The 17,871-nt window shown below is 72.3% G+C and carries 15 protein-coding genes and 1 pseudogene; 4 read left to right on the top strand and 12 right to left on the bottom strand.

Translation table 11 applies throughout. The annotated features are described in order from the left end of the window. Positions 1-23 precede the first annotated feature (23 nt). Complete coding sequence (locus ACFYW7_RS10455) at positions 24-986, top strand: FAD-dependent oxidoreductase (protein ID WP_389500168.1); 963 nt, start codon at positions 24-26, stop codon at positions 984-986. Between the two features lie 10 nt (positions 987-996). Here the strand turns inward: ACFYW7_RS10455 and ACFYW7_RS10460 are convergent. Then, positions 997-2,955: pseudogene (locus tag ACFYW7_RS10460) on the bottom strand (Xaa-Pro dipeptidyl-peptidase). A gap of 182 nt (positions 2,956-3,137) precedes the next feature. Between ACFYW7_RS10460 and ACFYW7_RS10465 the strand changes: the two are divergent. Then, positions 3,138-4,649 (top strand): M1 family metallopeptidase, encoded by a 1,512-nt coding sequence (locus ACFYW7_RS10465; RefSeq protein WP_389500171.1) that lies wholly within the window; start codon positions 3,138-3,140, stop codon positions 4,647-4,649. Between the two features lie 114 nt (positions 4,650-4,763). On the opposite strand, the gene ACFYW7_RS10470 is transcribed toward ACFYW7_RS10465, so the two are convergent. The 4 genes from ACFYW7_RS10470 to ACFYW7_RS10485 form a co-directional block, all read right to left on the bottom strand. Further along, positions 4,764-5,687 carry an adenosine kinase gene (locus ACFYW7_RS10470; RefSeq protein WP_389500173.1) on the bottom strand — a complete coding sequence of 308 codons (924 nt, stop codon included), beginning with the start codon at positions 5,685-5,687 and terminating at the stop codon, positions 4,764-4,766. 133 nt (positions 5,688-5,820) lie between these two features. Beyond that, entirely contained in the window at positions 5,821-6,300 is a 480-nt protein-coding gene (locus ACFYW7_RS10475; protein WP_389500175.1) for a macro domain-containing protein, read from the bottom strand. Positions 6,301-6,340: 40 nt separating this feature from the next. Further along, positions 6,341-6,793 (bottom strand): hypothetical protein, encoded by a 453-nt coding sequence (locus tag ACFYW7_RS10480; protein ID WP_389500177.1) that lies wholly within the window; start codon positions 6,791-6,793, stop codon positions 6,341-6,343. Between the two features lie 126 nt (positions 6,794-6,919). Then, positions 6,920-8,731 carry an AMP-dependent synthetase/ligase gene (locus ACFYW7_RS10485; protein WP_389500179.1) on the bottom strand — a complete coding sequence of 604 codons (1,812 nt, stop codon included), beginning with the start codon at positions 8,729-8,731 and terminating at the stop codon, positions 6,920-6,922. A gap of 165 nt (positions 8,732-8,896) precedes the next feature. Between ACFYW7_RS10485 and ACFYW7_RS10490 the strand changes: the two genes are divergently transcribed. After that, complete coding sequence (locus tag ACFYW7_RS10490) at positions 8,897-9,613, top strand: MerR family transcriptional regulator (RefSeq protein WP_389500181.1); 717 nt, start codon at positions 8,897-8,899, stop codon at positions 9,611-9,613. A gap of 136 nt (positions 9,614-9,749) precedes the next feature. Here the strand turns inward: ACFYW7_RS10490 and ACFYW7_RS10495 are convergent, their stop codons facing one another. The 6 genes from ACFYW7_RS10495 to ACFYW7_RS10520 form a co-directional block, all read right to left on the bottom strand. Then, the gene (locus ACFYW7_RS10495; protein ID WP_389500184.1) at positions 9,750-11,948 is read right to left on the bottom strand and encodes a 3-hydroxyacyl-CoA dehydrogenase NAD-binding domain-containing protein; all 2,199 of its coding nucleotides are present in this window, start codon (positions 11,946-11,948) and stop codon (positions 9,750-9,752) included. A 38-nt stretch (positions 11,949-11,986) separates the two neighbouring features. Beyond that, positions 11,987-13,201, bottom strand: coding sequence for an acetyl-CoA C-acetyltransferase (locus ACFYW7_RS10500; RefSeq protein WP_389500186.1), 1,215 nt, complete (start codon positions 13,199-13,201; stop codon positions 11,987-11,989). A 21-nt stretch (positions 13,202-13,222) separates the two neighbouring features. Then, complete coding sequence (locus ACFYW7_RS10505; protein WP_389500188.1) at positions 13,223-14,365, bottom strand: acyl-CoA dehydrogenase family protein; 1,143 nt, start codon at positions 14,363-14,365, stop codon at positions 13,223-13,225. Further along, entirely contained in the window at positions 14,362-14,484 is a 123-nt protein-coding gene (locus ACFYW7_RS10510; RefSeq protein WP_389500190.1) for a hypothetical protein, read from the bottom strand. The genes ACFYW7_RS10505 and ACFYW7_RS10510 overlap by 4 nt, the downstream gene beginning before the upstream one ends. Next, a complete protein-coding gene (locus ACFYW7_RS10515) occupies positions 14,484-15,620 on the bottom strand; it encodes a CaiB/BaiF CoA transferase family protein (RefSeq protein WP_389500192.1) in 1,137 nt (378 codons plus the stop codon). Before ACFYW7_RS10515 ends, ACFYW7_RS10510 begins: the two co-directional genes overlap by 1 nt. Positions 15,621-15,944: 324 nt before the next feature. Continuing rightward, entirely contained in the window at positions 15,945-16,325 is a 381-nt protein-coding gene (locus ACFYW7_RS10520; protein ID WP_389500194.1) for an MmcQ/YjbR family DNA-binding protein, read from the bottom strand. A gap of 136 nt (positions 16,326-16,461) precedes the next feature. Between ACFYW7_RS10520 and ACFYW7_RS10525 the strand changes: the two genes are divergently transcribed. After that, positions 16,462-17,634, top strand: coding sequence for a saccharopine dehydrogenase family protein (locus tag ACFYW7_RS10525; protein WP_389500196.1), 1,173 nt, complete (start codon positions 16,462-16,464; stop codon positions 17,632-17,634). Between the two features lie 51 nt (positions 17,635-17,685). Here the strand turns inward: ACFYW7_RS10525 and mmpA are convergent, their stop codons facing one another. Then, positions 17,686-17,853 carry a morphogenic membrane protein MmpA gene (gene mmpA, locus ACFYW7_RS10530; RefSeq protein WP_389500198.1) on the bottom strand — a complete coding sequence of 56 codons (168 nt, stop codon included), beginning with the start codon at positions 17,851-17,853 and terminating at the stop codon, positions 17,686-17,688. Positions 17,854-17,871 lie beyond the last annotated feature (18 nt).

Consider the following 17,871-nt stretch of genomic DNA (forward strand, 5'->3'; position numbering starts at 1 on the left):
GCATATTCCGCTAACGTCCCGGCATGGAGAAGCCCGGGAACGAAGCGGTGATCGTGGTCGGCAGCGGGGTCGTCGGCCTGGCCACGGCCGTGGTGCTGGCCGAGGCCGGCAGGCGGGTCCGGGTGTGGACACGGGAGCCCGCGGAGCGCACCACCTCGGCGGTTGCGGGGGCGCTGTGGTGGCCGTACCGCATCGAGCCGAAGGCACGCGCCCGCGCGTGGGCGCTCGAGTCGCTCTCCGTGTACGAGGAACTGGCCGGGCGGCCCGAGGAGACGGGCGTACGCCTGGTCGAGGGGGTCATGGGCGAGACCCGGCTGGACGAACTGGGTCCGTGGGCGGCCCGGGTGCCCGGGCTGCGCGCCGCGACCACCGAGGAGTACCCGGGGAGCGCGCTGTGGGCGCGGCTGCCGCTGCTCGACATGCCCACGCATCTGCGCCTGTTGCGCGAACGGCTCTCGCGGGCGGGCGGGACGGTCGAGGAGCGGACGGTGACGGACCTCGCGGAGGCGGAGGCGCCGGTCGTCGTCAACTGCGCGGGCCTCGGCGCCCGCACGCTCGTCCCGGATGCGGCCGTACGGCCCGTGCGCGGCCAGCTGGTGATCGTCGAGAACCCCGGGATCCGCGAGTGGCTCGTCACGACCGACCCGGCGGCCGGCACGACCACCTACGTCTTCCCCCAGCCGGACCGGCTGGTCCTCGGGGGTACGACCGACGAGGACGACTGGTCGACGGTGCCCGACCCGAAGGTGGCCGCGGAGATCCTCGAGCGGTGCGCGGCGCTGCGCCCCGAGATCGCCGGAGCGCGCGTGCTCGACCACCTGGTGGGGCTGCGTCCGGTGCGTGACACGGTCCGGCTGGAGCGCGAGATCCTGCCGGACGGGCGGGTGTTGGTGCACAACTACGGTCACGGGGGCGCCGGGGTCACGGTGGCGTGGGGGTGCGCGCGGGAGGCGGCGGGACTCGTCGGCCCGGCCCCCTCCCGCTGAGCGAGGAGGATCAGGGGCTCTCCCCCGGTACACGGCGCGCGGCGCGCGGGTCGCGCACGCCGTCGAGGACGGCCGCGGCCGGGGCCGCCTTCGCGCCCGCCGTGGCCCGCGCGAAGGCGTCGGCGCCGCCCACCAGCGGGACCCGGGCCGTCGTACGGGAGAGGTCGAGGGTCAGGGTCGGCCTGGTCGAGGGCGGGTCGATCAGATCCTTGTCGGTGCCCGCGACGATCAGCGCGAGCCGGTGGCCCTTCGGGACGACGTGGTCGGTGGCCGCCAGGTCCAGCGTGATGGTGTACGCCCGGCCCGGGGTGAGCGGGGCGCCCCGCCCGGAGGCGTGGTTGCCGAGGTCGGCCCAGCCGCGGCTGAGGACCGTGTAGTCGACGGCGGCCCCGGTCGCCCGTGTCGCCTTGTAGCAGGGGCTGTCTCCGGCGGTGCTCGCTCCCCAGCAGGTGCGGTCAGTGAGGGTGGCGATGCCCTCGCCGGGGCCGGCGTAGTCGCGGACGGTGTCCGGCCCCAGGTCGACGAGTACGGCCGAGAGGTGGGCCGTGGTGGTCGTGGGGGTGGCGGTGACGGTCACCTCGGAGGAGCCGGAGAGGCGCAGGTCCCGGGTGAGCGGCCGGGTGACGAAGCCCGTCTTCTCGGGGGTGGACGCGTCGACGTGCGCGGCCCAGTCGGTCTCGCCGAGCCGCGGGTCGTCGGTGAAGGTCTCGGTTCCGGCGTTGCGGCGGAGCCCGAGGGTGCCGACGCCCGCGAGGGTCCCCGTGCCCGGCCGCAGGGTCGTCGCCTTGGTGGTGCGGGGCGGCCAGACGGGGGAGGTGGCCCACGCGTCGGGGTGGCGTTCGATGTCGGCCATGGGCTCGTCGTCGATGCCGTTGTCGTAGCCGAGGAGTTCGTGGTCGAACCAGCGGTGCAGGGTGTCGACCCAGGCGGCACGGCGGAAGTCGAAGGGGTCGACGTGGCCGGTCTGGGACAGCCAGATCTTGCGCTCCACGCCGTTCCTGGCGAGGGCGTCCCACCACTGGCCGACGTTCTTGGTGCGGACGTTGAGGTCCTGCATGCCGTGCACGAGGAAGACGCTGGCCTTCACCTTCGAGGCGTCCTTGACGTAGTCGCGCTCGGTCCACAGCGACGTCCAGTCGCCGGTGCGCGGCGCCTGGTCGACCAGTTTCCGCTGCACGGCGGCGCACTCGGCGCGGGCGGCGGGACTGTCGACGTAGTCGGAGAGCCAGTCGGGGCCCGAGTCGTAGAGCGGGGCGCCCTGGGCGAAGTAGTAGTCGTACCAGGAGGAGATGGCGCTGATCGGCACGATGGTCTTCAGGCCCTCGACTCCGGTGGCGGCCACGCCGTTGGCGATCGTGCCGTCCCAGCTCTTGCCGATCATGCCGGTCCGGCCGTTGGTCCAGCCGGCCTCGGCCTTGGCGGAGCCGGTGCGCGTGGTGTACGCCCTGGCCCTTCCGTTCAGCCAGTCGACGACCGCCTTGGCGGACCGGATGTCGGATCGCCCGCCCACGTCTACGCAGCCGTCGGAGCGGTTGGTGCCGGCCAGGTCCACGCCGACGAAGGCGTAGCCGCGCGGAACGAAGTAGTTGTCGTAGAACAGCGGCATCTGGACGACGTGGCCGTTCGCGTCGTACGTCTTCTTCTGGCTCTCGTTGCCGCGCCCGCAGCACGAGTAGTACGGGCTGGCGTCCATGATCACGGGGATTCTGCGGCCCTGGCGGGCGAGTTAGCGGGGCCGGACGATGTCGACGGCCACCCGGTCGTGCTTTCCGTCGCGGTCCCCGTCGAGACCGGTGTCGACCCAGACGGACTCGCGGATCGCGTTCTCGTACGAGTAGACGGGGGAACTCTCGCGCGGTGCGCCGTGTGCGGCGGCGGGCGCGAGGAGCGCGGCCATCAGGGCGGCGACCGCCGCCGTCGCGAGAGATCTCCAGGTCGTCGAGCGCGCCCGGCGCGCGGGTATCGGCATGCGCGGAAGGTACCCCGGTCAACTCCCTTGCAAAAGAGGGTCGGTGAAAGGCCTGTGGGGCTGGATGGCTCATGACGGCCGAATGGCGATCGTGTGACAGGGGTGGCCGTGGACATGACCGGGGCCACCGGGACTCAATAGGCTCCGAACCGACTTCACGCCCCCACGACTTGGAGCTCGACGTGCACCGCAGACTCATCGCCCCGGGCGCCCTCGCCGCCTCCCTGCTGCTGGCGATCCCGGCATCGGCGGCAAGCACCGCACCGGGAGCACCGGGCATCGGCGACCCCTACTACCCGGCCTACGGCAACGGCGGATACGACGTCGCGCACTACGACCTGCGGCTCACCTACCAGCCGCGGACGGACGAGCTGGAGGGCACGGCCACCCTCCTCGCGACGACCACGCAGGACCTGTCCCGGTTCGATCTGGACTTCCTGCTCGACGTGAGCGAGGTCCGGGTCAACGGCGCGAAGGCCACTTTCGCGACCTCGGGCCGGCACGAGCTGGAGATCACCCCGGCGAAGCCGCTCGCCAAGGGCACCCCGATCACCGTGGTCGTCCGCTACAGCGGCGTGCCGTCCACGAAGAGCGCGTACGGCTTCTCGACCTGGCACCGCACTCCGGACGGCGCGGTCGCGGCGGACGAGCCCGAGTCGGCCTGGTGGTGGTACCCGAGCAACGACCACCCGCTCGACAAGGCGACGTACGACGTGTCGGTGGCCGTCCCGGACGGCACCCAGGCGATCTCCAACGGCACGCTCCAGTCGACGAGTTCACGGCTCGGCTGGACCCGGTACAACTGGCGGTCCAACAAGCCGCAGGCCACCTATCTGACCACCCTCGCGGTCGGGAGGTTCGACATCACGACCGGCACCTCCGAGGGCGGCGTCCCGGTCGTGAACGCCTACAGCAAGGACCTCGGGGACAACGACGGGGCGGCGCGCGCGAGCGTCGAGCGGACGGGCGAACTGGTCGACTGGCTGAGCGGCTACTTCGGGCCGTATCCGTTCAGTTCGGCGGGCGGCTACGTCCCCAACACCACGACCGGGTACGCGCTGGAGACGCAGACGCGGGTGTACTACAGCCCCCGGCAGTTCGCGAACGGCTCCAACACCTCGGTCGTCGTCCACGAGTTGGCGCATCAGTGGTACGGCGACGACGTGTCGCTGAAGGGCTGGAAGGACATCTGGATCAACGAGGGCTTCGCGCGGTACGCGCAGTGGCTCTGGTCGGAGCACGAGGGCGAGGGCACGACACGGGAGCTCGCGGACTACGTGTACGCCTCGCATCCGGCGGACGACGCCTTCTGGACGGTGGCGCCCGGCGACCCGGGGGCGGACCACCAGTTCGACACCGCGGTCTACGACCGGGGCGCGCTGGCCGTGCAGGCACTGCGCGACAGGATCGGGGACGACGCCTTCTTCGCCGTCCTGAAGGGCTGGCCGAAGGAGCACGCCTACGGGAACGCTTCGGTCGGCGACTTCCGCGAGTACGCCGAGCAGGTGTCCGGCACTTCGCTCGCGGACCTCTTCGAGACCTGGCTGTTCCAGCCGGTGAAGCCGGCGGCGCCCACGGCCCCGGCGACGGTACGGGGCGCCGGAGCCGCCGCGACGGCGGGAGCCGGGGATTCCGTCGCCCGGCCCAGGTCGTGGCGGAAGATCGCCGCCACCGACTCGGTCCACGCCCGCTGAGGTGACGCCGCTCCGGGCGGCGGCCGCCGCCGTGGGCCGCCGCCCGGAGCCGGGGACGGGACGGGGAGGAACGCGGTGGTCGAGCGGCCGTCGGGCACGGGGCCGGGGTGGCGCTCAGCGGCCCGCGGGCGTCTGCTCCAACTCGTCCACCCGGGTCAGGAGTTCGTCCCGGCCGATGGCGTCGGCCCTGGTCGCGGGGACGGTACAGGCGTACGCGCCGGCCACCGCGCCGTACAGGGCGCAGCGGTGGACCGGTTCGCCTGCCAGCCTGCCGAAGAGGAAACCGGCGGCGAAGGAGTCCCCCGCGCCGTTCGAGTCGACCACGGGCGTGCGGGGCGGTACCGCCGGGACGTGCGTCACCTCGCCGTCTGCCAGCAGGTACGCGCCCTCCGCGCCGGCCGTGGCGACGACCACCTCGGCCCGGCCCCGCTCCACGATCCGGCGCATGGTGCGCTCCGGGTCCGCGAGGGCGGTGGTGGAGACGAACACGATGTCGGCTGCGTACGCGAACGGCTCGTGGTAGGGATTCTCGCCGTCCCAGTTGTGCAGGTCCGTCGAGAGGGTCACGCCGGTGTCCCGCAGGGTCTGCAGGGCGAAGGCGCACGGATGGGTGATGGACACGTGCGCGTGACGGCTCGCCCCGGCCAGGTCCCGGACCGTCCTCTCGGGCAGCCGGTCGTCCTCGTGCGCACGGCTGTCGTCGTACAGGGAGAGCCTGCGTCCGTCGGGGCCCACGAGGTTGACCGCGCGCTTGGTGCCGGCGGGCTGGGGCACTTCGGTGAGCGCGATGCCCCGGTCGCGGTGCAGGGCGCGCACGAGATCGCCCTCGGGGTCGTCGCCGAGCATGTCGAGGTGGTGGGTGCGCAGCCCGAGCGTGTGCAGGCCCAGGGCGACGAAGTCACCGGTCTGCCCGGCCCGGGTCTCGATCCCGGGGCGGATCATGTAGCTGTCGGCGTAGGGAAGCGGCAGTTCGGGGACGTGGACGATCGTGTCCACACCCGCACCGCCGAGGACGAGGACGTCGATGTCGCGGCTCATGGCACTCCCTCTCGGATCCGGTCAGCGAGTCAAGCAGGCTCCGACGACCGCAGCAAGGCGTTGCAGAAATTTTCGCAACTTCTTTCATGCGGAACCGCGCCGCACCGGTCACCGCGTCCCGCCACCGGGCCGGTCAGCCGCCGTGGTCGTACACCGTCACCGCCAGTCCGCGGCGCACCAGCCGCTCGGTGACGAGGGGTTCGACCCGTGCCCAGTCGCCGCCGGCCAGTCCGCACCCGATGCGCGGCATGTGCACGGAGGCGCCGAGTTCGACGGCCTTGTCCGCGAGCGGTCCGAGTGCGGCGTCGATGGCCTCGTAACGCACGGGGACGCCCTTGCTGCCGGTGCGTATCCCCCGCTGGCCCACCAGGTTGGCCACCCACACGTAGGGCTCGACCCGGACGAACTGGGCGGCGCCCAGGCCGAAGTCGTTGCCCGCGCGACCGCGGTGCCAGGCGCGGTAGGCCGCCTCCGGCTCCGGCCAGCGGCGTGAGAGGGCCAGCACGAAGCCCTTTCCCCAGCCGCCGATGTCGTTGCAGACATGGGCGATCACCTTGACGCCCCTCACCGAAGGAACGGTGGCGTCACCCCGGACGTACGTGATCTCCGACATGACGCCACCGTAGAGGCCGGCACTGACAGTCGCGGCCTGCTCAGCTCCAGCTCGGCGAGGGATCGTACGGCTCCCCGTACGGCACGGGCCGGCCCGTGTACGCGTCCAGCAGGGCGCGGTCGCCCACGGCGCGGCGCAGCTTCACCGTCACCTGTTGCCCCCTCGCCTCGCTGGTGCAGTCCCCGTCCCGCGGGTTCTTGACGGAGGCCGACAGCACGACGCTCCCGGACGTCTCCGGCACCTTCACGGCCGGACCGTCGTCGCAGGACCCGTGGATGGCGAGCACCGTCAGCGAGCGCCCGCCCCCGGCGGTCCGGAGCAGGCCGTCGGGGGCGGCCGACGGGCCGGCGGGCAGGTCGTGGGCCGAACCGATCGGCGGCCGAGGGAGTTTCGACGGCACGGCGACGACCCGCTTGAGCGGGGAGTCGTAGCCCTTGAGGGTGAGGAGCCAGGCCGGGACCTTCGCCGGTCCACGGCTGGTGGCCAGGGTCATCGTCCCGAGCTTCGTGGCGAGCGGGCTGACGGTCCGTGATGTGGTGACGCGCGTCTGGTGGCCTCCGGAGTGAGGGCGATCCGACGGGACGTGCCGTCACTCCGACGCCGCCGGCCCGGGCCATGTTCATCCGCCGGGCGGGTACATCTCCTCGATGGCCTCCGCGTGGCGCTCCCTGATCGCCCGGCGCCGCAGCTTGAGCGAGGGGGTCAACTCGCCGCTCTCCGGGCTCCATTCCCGGTCGAGCACGCGGTACCGCTTGATCTGCTCGGGCCGACTGAGCCGGGCGTTGGCCCGCTCCACCGCGTCGGCGATCCCCTCCCGCAGCGCGGCCGGATCGAGGCGGCCCGCGTGTTCGGGGTCCGGGACGAGGAGCGCCACGAGGTACGGGCGGCCGTCCCCGTGCACGAACGCCTGGCCCACGAGGGGATGCTCCTTGACCGTGTTCTCGACGAGGGCGGGTGAGATGTTCTTGCCGGCCGAGGTCACGATCATCTCCTTCTTGCGGTCGGTGATCCAGAGATAGCCGTCCTCGTCGAGCCGCCCGATGTCACCGGTGGCGAACCAGCCGTCGGGGTCGCGGACGTCCTCCAGCGAACCGTCGGCCCGCAGGTACCCGTCGAAGACGGTCGCGCCCCGCAGGAGGATCTCGCCGTCCCCGGCGATCCTGATCTCCAGTCCGTCCAGCGGCCTGCCCACCGAGCCGAGCCGGAACGCGGCCGGGCTGTTGGCGGTGGCGACCCCCATCACCTCCGTCAGCCCCCAGGCGTCCATGATCGCGAGGCCGAAGCCGGCCCAGAACTCCACGACGTCCGGCGGCATCGGCGCCGAGGCGCTGGCCGTCCACTCCAGACGGTCGAATCCGGCGAGCGCGAGGATGGGGTCGAGCACCTGCTCCTTGGCCTCGCGGTACCCCGCCTCCAGCTCGGCGGGCGGCTCCTCGCCCCGCTCGCGACAGGCGACGCGCGCGCGAGCCGTCGCCATCGCCGCCTCCACCACCGTCCGCCGCTCCCCCGGCAGTCCGGCCAGCGCGGCCCGCACGGCGGACGCGAGCTTCTCCCACACGCGTGGGACGCCGAAGAACTGCGCGGGATGCAACTCCCGTGCGACGGCGGCCACCTCGGCCGGGTCCGCGCACAGATGAACGTGTGCGGCGCGGAAGACGGGCAGGTAGATCCCGAGCATCCGCTCGGCGATGTGCGCGAAGGGCAGGTAGCAGATGTGCTCGACGTGAGTGGGCAGTTCGACGAGGCGGTCGAGGGCCAGGACGTTGAGGACGACCTTGCGGTGAGTGATCGGCACGCCCTTGGGCTCACCGGTGGTGCCCGAGGTGTAGACGACGGTGAGCGGATCGTTCGGACGAATCTCGCGCCAGGACTTCTCGAACTCCTCGGAGCGGGAGGCGCCTTCGGGGCCGTGCCCGGCCGCGTCGGGTGCCGTGATGTGGTGGCCGCGCAGGGAGGCGTACGTGCGGTGGGGGCCCGCCTCGGCCGCCTCCGCGACGACCAGCCGCTCCAGTGGCACCCCCGGCTCCGCCAACAGCGGTTCCCAGCGGGGCAGTTCGCACGTTCCTCCGACGATCGCGAGACGCGCGCGACTGTGCCGCGCGATGTGCGCGACCTGTTCCGGGGCCGACGTGGAGTAGACGGTGACCGGTACCGCGCCCAGGTGGGTCAGCGCGAGGTCGCTCAGCCAGTGCTCGGGCCGGTTGCTCATCATCATGAGGACGTGTTCGCCGCGCCCGACACCGAGACCCGCGTATCCGGCGGCGAGTCCCGCGACCTCCTCGCGCACCTCGCCCCAGGTGAGCGTGGTCCAGCCGTCTCCCGTACGCCAGGACAGGGCCGGCAGGTCCGCGTGGTCCTCCGCGTTGCGCAGCAGCAGGGCCGGGAGGGTGAGTTCGGCAGGCTCTCCCGGAAGTCTCAGGATCGTGGTCATGACCGCCTCCTGGCGCCGTCGGATCCGAGTGCGCCGCGGGCCGCGACCCGCGCCGCTCCTGGACGGACGCTTTCACAACACCGGTGCGACAGCAATACTGTTGCACCGCGCCGCCACCGATCACCCCGGGCGCGCGCCGCACGACGCGAGAGGCGGGGACCTGCCATGACGACGGACACCGAGGAGCCGACGGACACCGGGGAGCCGACGCTCACGGTCGACGAGCTGGCCGGGCGGGCGGGCGTCACGGTCCGCACCGTCCGCTTCTACAGCGCCAGGGGCCTGCTGCCGCCGCCCGTGATCGGGCCCCGGCGGGTGGGGCACTACAGCCAGGAGCATCTGGCCCGGCTCGCGCTCATCGAGGAACTGCAGCGACGGGGCATGACCCTGGCCGCGATCGAACGCCATCTGACGCAGCTGCCGCCCGGCCTGAGCGCGCACGAACTCGCCATCCACCGTGCCGTGGTGGCCTCCTGGGCGCCCGAGGCGACGGAGGCGGTGACCCGGGAGGAGCTGGAGCGGCGGGCCGGACGCCCGCTGGGCGACGCCGACGTGGAGCGGCTGGCCGCCATGGGCGTCGTCGAACTCACGGGCGCCTCCGTCCGGCTGGACCCGGGACTGCTGCGCCTCGGCGTGGAGCTCCTGGACGTACCGCTCGCGCAGGAGACGATCCTCGCCGCGCGAACCGTGCTGCTGGACCACTCGCGGGCGGCGGCCCACGAGCTGTCCGCCCTGTTGCGCGAGGCGGTGGGCGGACGGGAGTCCGTGGCGGCGGTGAAGTCGCTGTCGGCGCACATGCAGCCGCTGGTGGTGCAGGCGCTGCTCACCTCGTTCCAGCGCTCCCTGAAGGAGGAGCTGCGCGAGTGGCTCAAGGAGACCTGATCCGGGGGCGGCCACCGGTTCGCCGGTCGGCGTCCGGTGGCCGCCCCCGTGGGGGATGTCTCCGTACCACTCAGCGACACGTCACCCGGGGCGTGGGACCTGACCGGGCCCACGCCCTCGTGCGGCGTGCGCCTGATCAGGACGCGTCGGTGAACCGCTCGCCCTTCTCGGCCTTCTCGACGAGCAGCGCGGGCGGCGTGAACCGGTCCCCGTAGCGCTCGGCGAGTTCCCGCGCGCGGGCCACGAACGCGGGCAGGCCCGTGCCGGTCCCCGCGGCACCCTCGTAGCCGTTGATGTACTGCAGGATTCCACCGGTCCAGCCCGGGAAGCCGATGCCGAGGATCGAGCCGATGTTGGCGTCGGCGACGGAGGTCAGGACGCCTTCCTCCAGGAGCCGGACGGTGTCCAGCGCCTCGGAGAAGAGCATGCGCTCCTTCATGTCCTCGAACGGGATCTCGTGCCCCGCCTTGCCGAAGTGCTCGCGCAGTCCGGGCCACAGCTTGCCGCGGCGGCCGTCCTCGCCGTACTCGTAGAAGCCCGCGCCGCCGCTGCGCCCGGGGCGCCCGAACTCGTCCACCATGCGGTCGATGACGGCCTCGGCGGGGTGGGTGTCCCAGGTGCCGCCCGCCTCCTCGACGGCCTGCTTGGACTCCTTGCGGATCTTGCGGGGCAGGGTGAGGGTCAGCTCGTCCATGAGGGAGAGGACCTTGGCCGGGTAGCCGGCCTGGGCGGCGGCCTGCTCGACGGAGGCGGGCTCGATGCCCTCGCCGACCATCGCGACGCCCTCGTTGATGAAGTGCCCGATGACGCGGGAGGTGAAGAAACCGCGCGAGTCGTTGACGACGATCGGGGTCTTCCTGATCTGCCGCACGAGGTCGAAGGCGCGGGCCAGCGTCTCGTCGCCGGTGCGCTCGCCCTTGATGATCTCGACCAGCGGCATCTTGTCGACGGGCGAGAAGAAGTGCAGCCCGATGAAGTCGTCCTGGCGCTCCACGCCCTCGGCGAGCGCGGTGATCGGCAGCGTGGAGGTGTTGGAGCAGAGCAGCGCGTCGGGCTCGACGATGTGCTGGATCTCCTGGAACACCTTGTGCTTGAGCGAGGTGTCCTCGAAGACGGCCTCGATGACGGCGTCGCAGCCCGCGAGGTCCTTCGGGTCGGCGGTGGGCGTGATGCGGGCCAGCAGCGCGTCGGCCTTCTCCTGGGTCGTGCGTCCCCGGGAGACCGCCTTGGCGCACAGCTTCTCGGAGTACGCCTTGCCCTTGGCCGCCGCGTCCGCCGTGACGTCCTTGAGGACGACGTCGATGCCCGCGCGGGCGCACGAGTACGCGATGCCCGCGCCCATCATCCCGGCGCCGAGGACGGCGACCTTGTGGACCGGGCGCGGCTCGATGCCCCGGGGCCGGTTGGCGCCGGAGTTGACGGCCTGGAGGTCGAAGAAGAAGGCCTGGATCATGTTCTTCGAGGTCTGGCCCGCGGCCAGCTCGACGAAGTAGCGGGCCTCGATGACCTGGGCCGTCTCGAAGTCGACCTGGGAGCCCTCGACGGCGGCCGCGAGGATGTTGCGCGGAGCCGGGTAGGGCGCGCCGTTGGTCTGCTTGCGCAGGCTCGCGGGGAAGGCGGGCAGGTTGGCCGCGAACTTCGGGTTGGCCGGGGTGCCGCCGGGGATGCGGTAGCCGGGCCTGTCCCAGGGCTGCTGGGACTCGGGGTTGGCGTCGATGAAGGCGCGGGCCTTGGCGAGCAGTTCCTCGGGGGTGGCGGCCACCTCGTGGACGAGGCCGTTGTCCCGGGCGCGCGGGGCGCTGTACTGGGTGCCCTGGAGGAGGACCTTCAGCAGGGCGTCGGCGATGCCGAGGAGCCGTACGGTGCGGACGATTCCGCCGCCGCCGGGGAGCAGGCCGAGGGTGACCTCGGGGCAGCCGATCTTGGTGCCGGAGGTGTCGAGGGCGACCCGGTGGTGGCAGGCGAGGGCGAGCTCGAAGCCGCCGCCCAGGGCCGCGCCGTTGATGGCGGCGACGACGGGCTTGCCCAGGGTCTCGATGCGGCGCAGGTCGCGCTTGACGGCGAGGCCGCCGTCGAAGAGGTCCTGGGCGGTCTCGGGGGTGACCCGGATGAGGTCGCGCAGGTCGCCGCCCGCGAAGAAGGTCTTCTTGGCGGAGGTGAGGATGACGCCCCGGATCGAGTCCTTCTCGGCCTCCAGGCGGTCGGTGATCGCGGCGAGGGAGGCGCGGAACGCCGCGTTCATGGTGTTGGCGGACTGGTTGGGGTCGTCGAGGACGAGGGTGACGACGCCGGTCTCGTCCTGTTCCCAGCGGATGGTGGTGGGCTCAGTGCTCATCAGGGGATGCTCCGTAGATCCTTGATCCGTTGGGAAGGTCAGACGCGCTCGACGATCGTGGCGATGCCCATGCCGCCGCCCACGCAGAGGGTGGCGAGGCCGTAGCGCTTGTCCTGGCGCTCCAGTTCGTCGACGAGGGTGCCGAGGATCATCGCGCCGGTGGCACCGAGGGGGTGGCCGAGCGCGATGGCGCCGCCGTTGACGTTGACCTTGTCCAGCGACAGGCCCATGTCCTTCACGAAGCGCAGGACGACGGCCGCGAAGGCCTCGTTGATCTCGACGAGGTCGATGTCGTCGATGGTCAGACCGGCCTTGGCGAGCGCCTTGCGGGTCGCGGGCGCGGGTCCGGTGAGCATGATGGTGGGCTCGGAGCCGGAGACGGCGGCGGAGACGATCCGGGCGCGCGGGGTGAGGCCGTAGCGCTCGCCGACCTCCTTGGAGCCGATGGCGACGAGGGAGGCGCCGTCGACGATGCCGGAGGAGTTGCCCGCGTGGTGGACGTGATCGATCTGCTCGATCCAGTGGTACTTCTGCAGGGCCACGGCGTCGAAGCCGCCGAGTTCGCCGATGTCGGCGAACGAGGGCTTCAGCCGGGCGAGCGAGTCCGCGGTGGTGCCGGGGCGCAGGAACTCGTCGTGGTCCAGGACCGTGAGACCGCCGCGGTCCTTGACCGGGACGACGGACTTCTCGAATCGGCCGTCCTTCACGGCCGCGGCGGCGCGTTCCTGGGAGAGGGCCGCGTACTCGTCGACGTCCCGGCGGGTGAAGCCCTCGATGGTGGCGATGAGGTCGGCGCCGATGCCCTGCGGCACGAAGTTGGTGGCCAGGTTGGTCATCGGGTCGGCGAACCAGGCGCCGCCGTCCGAGGCCATCGGCACCCGCGACATCGACTCGACGCCGCCCGCGAGGACGAGGTCCTCCCAGCCCGAACGAACCTTCATCGCGGCCATGTTGACGGCTTCCAGGCCCGAGGCGCAGAAGCGGTTCTCCTGGACGCCGGCCACGGTGTCGGGGAGTCCGGCGGCGATGGCCGCGATACGGGCGATGTCGGAGCCCTGGTCGCCGACCGGGCCGACGACGCCGAGCACGATGTCGTCGATGGCGGCCGGGTCGAGGCCCGGGAAGCGGCGCCGCACCTCGTGGATGAGCCCGACGACCAGGTCGATGGGCTTGGTGCCGTGCAGGGCGCCGTTCTGCTTGCCGCGGCCGCGCGGGGTGCGGATCGCGTCGTACACGTACGCTTCGGTGCTCACTGGTAAGCCTTTCGGGAAGATTTAGCCGAGCAGGGAACGGCCGATGATCTCCTTCATGATCTCGGTCGTCCCGCCGTAGATGGTCTGGATGCGTCCGTCGGTGAAGGCCCGGGCGACCCGGTATTCCGTCATGTAGCCGTAGCCGCCGTGCAGTTGGAGGCAGCGGTCGGCGACGCGCTTCTGCAGTTCGGTGGCCCACCACTTGGCCATGGAGGCGTGTACGGCGTCGAGTTCACCGTCGGAGTGGTCGACGATGCAGCGGTCGAGGAAGGTGCGGGTGACGGCGCACTCGGTGGCCATCTCGGCGATCTCGAAGCGGATGTGCTGGAGCTTGGCGAGCGGCCGCCCGAAGGCCTCGCGCTCCTTCACGTACTCCGTCGTGATCTCCAGGAGGTGTTCGGCACCGGCGATGGCGGCGACGGCGATGCCCATGCGCTCCTGCGCGAGGTTGGTCATCAGGTGGACGAACGCGCCGTTCAGCTCTCCGAGCAGGTTCTCCTTGGGCACGCGTACGTCGTTGAAGAACAACTCCGCGGTGTCCTGCGACTTCTGGCCGATCTTGTCGAGGTTGCGGCCGCGTTCGAAGCCCTCCGTGCCGCGTTCGACGACGAGCAGCGAGAGCCCGCGGGCACCGCCCTCGGGTGTCGTCCTCGCGACCACGATCACCAGGTCGGCCAGGATGCCGTTGGAGATGAACGTCTTGGAGCCGTTGAGCAGGTAGTGGTCGCCCTTGTCCTCGGCGTGTGTCGTGATGCCCTGGAGGTCGGATCCGGCGCCGGGTTCGGTCATGGCGATCGCGGTGATCAGCGAACCGTCGCAGAAGCCGGGCAGCCAGCGTCGTCTCTGCTCCTCGGTGGCGAGGTCCGTCAGGTAGGGCCCGATGATGTCGTTGTGCAGTCCGAGGGCCAGACCGGCCGCTCCCGCGCGCGTGAACTCCTCGGCGAGTACGGCGCTGTAGCGGAAGTCCGCGTTCCCGCCGCCTCCGTACTCCTCGGGCACGGCGAGTCCCAGCAGGCCCTGCTTCCCGGCCGCCCGCCAGGCCTCGCGCGAGACGATGCCGTCCTTCTCCCACTGCTCGTAGTGGGGCAGCACCTCCTTGGCGAGGAAGGTGCGGACGGTCTCGCGGAACGCGTCGTGCTCGGCGGTGAAGATCTGCCGCTTCATGCGGAGTACGCCTTCCTGGAGTTCGTGCGCGGAATCCCGTCGAGGGTGGTGCCGGGGCTCGCGAGGGCGTGTACGGGCGCCGTGTCCAAGCGGACGGCGGGCGGTCGGGTGAGCGCCATCAGCCACCGTCCTTCGTCAGCCCGGGGACGTCCCAGTCACGGGCCACGTCCGCGGTGTCCCCTCCCGGCAGGGCGGGACCGCCGCGGACCGAGGTGGGGGTGGCCGAGAAGCGCGGCGCGGGGGCCGGCTGCGTGATGCCGCCGTGGTCGACGAAGGTGCCCCGGGCGGCGAGGTGCGGGTGCCCGGGCGCCTCGCGCAGCGACAGGACCGGCGCCACGCACGCGTCGGTTCCCTCGAAGACCGCGGTCCACTCGTCTCTCGTACGGGTCCTGAAGCGGGCGGCGATCGTCTCGCGCAGCTCCTCCCAGCGGGCCGGGTCCTTGCGGGCGGGGCCGAGCTCCGGGATGCCGAGCAGGTCGACGAAGTCGTCGTAGAACCGCTGTTCCAGGGGACCGACCGCCATGTGCCGGCCGTCGGCCGTCTCGTAGGTCCCGTAGTAGGGGCAGCCGCCGTCCAGGAGGTTGGCCCGGCGCCGGTCCTGCCAGCCGCCCACGGCCATCATGCCGTGGATCATCGTGGAGAGGTGCGCCGTGCCGTCGACGATGGCCGCGTCCACGACCTGCCCGGCACCGGTGGCGCGCGCGTGATGGAGCGCGGCGAGCACACCGACCACGAGGTAGAGCGAACCGCCCGCGTAGTCGCCGAGGAGGTTCGCGGGGACCGCCGGCGGCTCGTCCGGGGCCCCGATCATGCCCAGGGTGCCGGTGAGCGCGATGTAGGCGATGTCGTGGCCGGCGCGCTGCGCGAGCGGGCCTTCCTGGCCCCACCCGGTCATGCGCCCGTAGACGAGCTTCGGGTTGCGGGCCCGGCAGGCGTCGGGGCCGACACCGAGGCGCTCGGCGACACCGGGGCGGTAGCCCTCGATCAGGATGTCGGCCCGTGCGGCCAGGTCGAGGACGAGGGACGGGCCGTCCTCGGCCTTGAGGTCGATGATCACGGACCGCTTGTTGCGGTTGGTGACGTCGTGGGCCGGGTCGACGCCGAGCCCGGGTCCACCGGGCCGGTCCACCCGGACGACGTCCGCCCCGAGGTCGGCGAGCAGCATGGCGGCGAACGGGCCGGGACCGATGCCCGCCAGCTCGACCACGCGCACCCCGGTGAGCGGGCCCTGCCCCGGCGTTCCTGCCTCTGCCATCAAGCCCCCAGCACTGTGACACCACTGATGTGACATCAGCGATGTTAAGAACGTGTTCCACTCCGGGCAAGCCCCTAACGAGCAAGCGCTTAGTCCAGTTCCCGACCCGGGATTCCGGACAGATCCCCCCATAGAGGGACAGAGGTCCGGATCCGACCGACGGTGATCGGGGAGACGGCGATCCGGGAAGACGGCGGCGACCCCGCGGAGCCGGGCGCGCGCCGCCCCGGTGAGCGGCCCGGGGGCCGGGGCGTGCCCCGGCCGGGAACCCGACGGGGACGGCCCCGTCCACAGGGCGGGGCGAGCACCGCGCCCCGGCCGGGATCAGCCCCGGTCCAGCTCCGCGAGCAGCTTCTTGGGGGCTATGACCCGGTAGCTCTCCTCGACCCAGTCGCACAGCAGCTCCGCCGTGGGAGCCCCCTGTTCCTCCAGAGGCACGCGGACCCAGCCGGCTCTTCCCAGGCCGTAACCGGCGGGCTCGGCGCCGGGGGAGGTGAGCGCGTGGGCGTGCGCCACCTCGTCCTTGAGCTTCACCGTGACGCCCATCGGGTAGCTGCCGTCGTCGAGGCCGAGGAAGACGAAGACCTTCTTGTTGACCTTCACGACGGTCTCGCCCCAGGGGAACTCCTCCGTGGCGCCGGGCAGGCCGAGCGCGAACTCGCGCACCCTCTGCCACTTTTTGAGCGCGTTTTTCGACACGGCCACGGTTGCCTCCGGCCTGTTCGTGCGACCTCGTCGTCCGACTGTTCGTACCTCACGCTAGCCTCAGCCACCGACAACGGCGCTTCGCGCACGACGTGGCGGCCACCGCACGGTCGGGCGCGGCCCACAGGAGGGTGTCATGGGCAAGCTGAACGGGACGGACCGCGCGTACGACATCGTGCTCTTCGGAGCCACGGGGTTCGTCGGCGAGCTCACCGCGGAGTACCTCGCCGCGCATGCTCCCGAAGGGCTGCGGTGGGCGATCGCCGGGCGCAGCGCGGAGAAGCTGGAACGGCTGCGGGAACGGCTCGGCGGGGCACCCGGAGTGGTGCGGGCCGACGTGACGGACCCGGACTCGGTGCGTGCGATGGCCCGCCTCGCGCGCGTGGTGGCCACGACGGTGGGTCCGTACATCACGTACGGGGAGGACCTGGTGGAGGCGTGTGCCGACGCCGGGACCGACTACCTGGACCTCACCGGCGAGCCCGAGTTCGTGGACCTGACGTACGTCCGGCACGACGCACGCGCGCGGGAGACCGGCGCGCGGCTCGTGCACGCCTGCGGCTTCGACTCGATCCCGCACGACCTGGGCGCCTACTTCACCGTGCGGCAGCTCCCCGAGGACGTGCCGCTGCGGGTGGACGGGTTCGTGCGCGCCGAGGGGATGTTCTCGGGCGGCACCTTCGCGTCCGCGCTCAACCAGTTCGCGCGCGGCCGGCATCTGCTCGCCGCGGCGCGCGAACGCAGGCACCACGAACCGCGCCTGATGGGGCGGCGGGTCGCGGCGCCGATGGGCGCGCCCCGGTTCGCCAAGGAGGTCGGGGCGTGGGCCCTGCCGCTGCCCACGATCGACGCCGAGGTGGTGCGGCGGTCGGCACGCGCCCTGGCGCGGTACGGGCCGGACTTCCGCTACCGGCACTACGCGGCCGTCGAGCGGCTGCCGTTCGCGCTCGGCGGGGTCGCCGGGGTGAGCGCGGTCTTCGCCGCCGCCCAGGTGCCGCCCGCGCGCCGCTGGCTGTCCGACCGGATCAAGCCGGGCGAGGGCCCGAGCGCCGCACGGCGTGCCAAGAGCTGGTTCTCGGTGCGTTTCGTGGGCGAGGGCGGCGGCCGGCGCGTGTTCACCGAGGTCTCGGGTGGCGACCCCGGCTACGACGAGACGGCGAAGATGTTCGCCGAGTCCGCGCTGGCCCTCGTCCTCGACGAGTTGCCGGAGACGGCCGGGCAGGTCACCCCGGCGGTGGCGATGGGCGACGCGCTGCTGGCACGGCTCGGCGCGGCCGGCATCACCTTCCGGGTGGCGGCGGTGCGGTAGGGGCGGGGACGGGACGCCCCGGGGTCAGCGGGAGCGGGGCTCCCCGGCGCGTCACGACACCCAGCCCACCACCGTGCAGACCATGCCGCCGATCCAGGCGAGGCCGGCGGACGCGGCGACGAGGAGCGCGGCCGTCACGGCGCGCTCGGAGGGCCGGGCGGGGGCGGCGACGGGCCGGGCGAGGCCGGCGGCGCCGTTCGGGGCTCGGTGCGTGGTCATACGCGTCAGCCTGCCGAT

The sequence above is a fragment of the Streptomyces sp. NPDC002580 genome (genome assembly GCF_042889485.1).
GTDB lineage: Bacteria > Actinomycetota > Actinomycetes > Streptomycetales > Streptomycetaceae > Streptomyces.